At 62.2% G+C, this 2,040-nt stretch carries 2 protein-coding genes; one reads left to right on the forward strand and one right to left on the reverse strand.

Annotation, left to right across the window (positions count from 1 at the left end):
- On the reverse strand, window positions 1–338 hold a 338-nt coding region (locus JOZ76_RS27840), incomplete at its 3' end, for a phosphorylase family protein (protein WP_441300114.1).
- Between the two features lie 215 nt (window positions 339–553).
- Here JOZ76_RS27840 and JOZ76_RS27845 point away from each other — a divergent pair.
- The gene (locus JOZ76_RS27845; protein ID WP_291704135.1) at window positions 554–1,606 is read left to right on the forward strand and encodes an IS4 family transposase; all 1,053 of its coding nucleotides are present in this window, start codon (window positions 554–556) and stop codon (window positions 1,604–1,606) included.
- Window positions 1,607–2,040 lie beyond the last annotated feature (434 nt).

The following is a 2,040-nucleotide window of genomic DNA, read 5'->3' on the forward strand; positions in this document are numbered from 1 at the left end:
CGGTGGGTGCGGTCGACGAACTGATCGATCAGCACGAAGGTGCCGGGCGGCAATTCCTCCTTGAACGAGCCGCAGGCCGACAGCGACACGAGGTCGGTGACGCCTGCGCGTTTGAGCACATCGATATTGGCGCGGTAATTGATGTCGGAGGGCGAGAGCCGATGGCCCTTGTCATGCCGCGGCAGGAACACGATCGGCAGGCCTGCGATGGTGCCATGCCGCACCGGCGCCGACGGCTCGCCCCAGGGGCTCCTGATCGCCTCCTCGCGGGCATTTTCCAGACCGGGCAGATCGTAAATCCCGGAACCGCCGATAATACCGAGAACCGCTTTAGCCATGCTCACCCCACTGAACGTGGACTGAGCTATGCCAGTTTTGAGGCAAATTTGGAACAGCGGTCGTCGTGAGGGCAGCAGGCGCCCGCCACGCCCCCGCTGTCGTCCTGGCGAAAGCCCATAGGCGCTAAAATAAGCTTGTGGTGCGGGATTGCTTGTGATTCCAGCATGGGATGACACCCGAATCGCTAGTGAACCGAGACTGGACAGGCGTTGTAGTGCGGCTCGGTGGGCCAGAGGCGCTCAAGCTGACAGCGCGCGAGACGAAGGCATTCGTGCGCGCGCGCGAGGTCGGCAATGCGGTGGATTTGCTCCGATTGATCCTGGCTTATTGCCTGGGTGAGCGTGGATTGCGGTTGACGGCGGCATGGGCCGCCTCGGTCGGCCTTGTCGATATTTCCAACGTGGCGTTGTTGTACCGCTTGCGTCAATGTGGGGATTGGCTGGCGCTGCTGGTGGGGCAGGCGCTTGCTGCCGCCGCCCCGAAGGCGAGCCGTGGTCGCCTGATCCGGATCATCGATGCGACGACAGTGCCGAAGAAGGGGCGAGATGCCAGGAAGAATGAGGTGTGGCGCATTCACAGTGCGTTCGATCTTCCGCAGGAACGTTTTGGCCATTTCGAACTGACCGATCAGCAGGAGGGGGAGAGGCTCGACCGGATCCCGGCGGTTGCGGGCGAGATCCGCCTTGCCGATCGGGCCTATTTGCAGCCGGCACGCATGGCAAGGTTGATGGAGGCCGGTGCAGACTTTGTCATTCGTGCTGGCTGGAAGAGCGCGCATTGGCTCGATTGCAAAGGCCGTGCGATCGATCTTATCGCTGAGCTGCGCAAGGCGGCGGAACGAGGTCTGCTCGATTGTCCGATCTGGATCAAACCCAAGCGCGGCCCGGCTCTCGCCTTGCGTTTGGTCGCCAACAAGAAGCCGCAACAAGCCGCTGCTGAGGCACGACGCAAGGCGCGCCGGACCGCGCAGAAGGGAGGCCATCAGCTCTCCAAACAAACGCTTGAGGCGGCCGATTGGGTCATCCTGGTGACATCACTTGCGCCGGATGACTTCACGATGAATGATGTTCTTGCCCTCTATCGCCTGCGCTGGCGGATCGAGCTGGGCTTCAAGCGACTGAAGAGCTTGATTGGTTTGAAGGGGCCGCCGGGAACTGACGAACGGTCCGCCAGACCTCACATCCTTGCTCATCTGCTGATCATTCTTCTGCTCGAGCCGCTTGTCGACGAACTCGAGGACTCTCCCCGCTTGGCCGACGCCGCCTGACCCGTCCGGCCGCATGGCGACTACTCCGCCAGCTCATTGCTTCACTCCTGCAGGCCATCATTCCGCAGCCCACAATGGCTTGCCTTCGCCGGTCCCTCTCCGTTCTCCGCCGCCACCTGCGCGAGCCACCCAGGAAAAAACGACGCTATCAAACCATGGGTTCACTAACTTAGCGCCCATGGGCGAAAGCCAGGACCCATTACCCCAAGCCGTAGTTGCGTGGGCGGTACTGGCCGCGTGCCCCCTTGATAGATTTCGCGGTATGGGTCCTGGCTTTCGCCAGGACGACAGTATCGGTTGGCGAGCGATCGTCGCCCACCACGCAGCGCCGAAGAACCCTACAGCAAAGACGGCGGTCCTTCGCGAAGCTCGGCATAGCTCAGGCCGCGCAAATTGGTGCCGTCGAAATAGACGAAACGGAGCCGCCGCCGCTG

This window comes from Bradyrhizobium sp., from assembly GCF_019244115.1.
Lineage (GTDB): Bacteria > Pseudomonadota > Alphaproteobacteria > Rhizobiales > Xanthobacteraceae > Bradyrhizobium.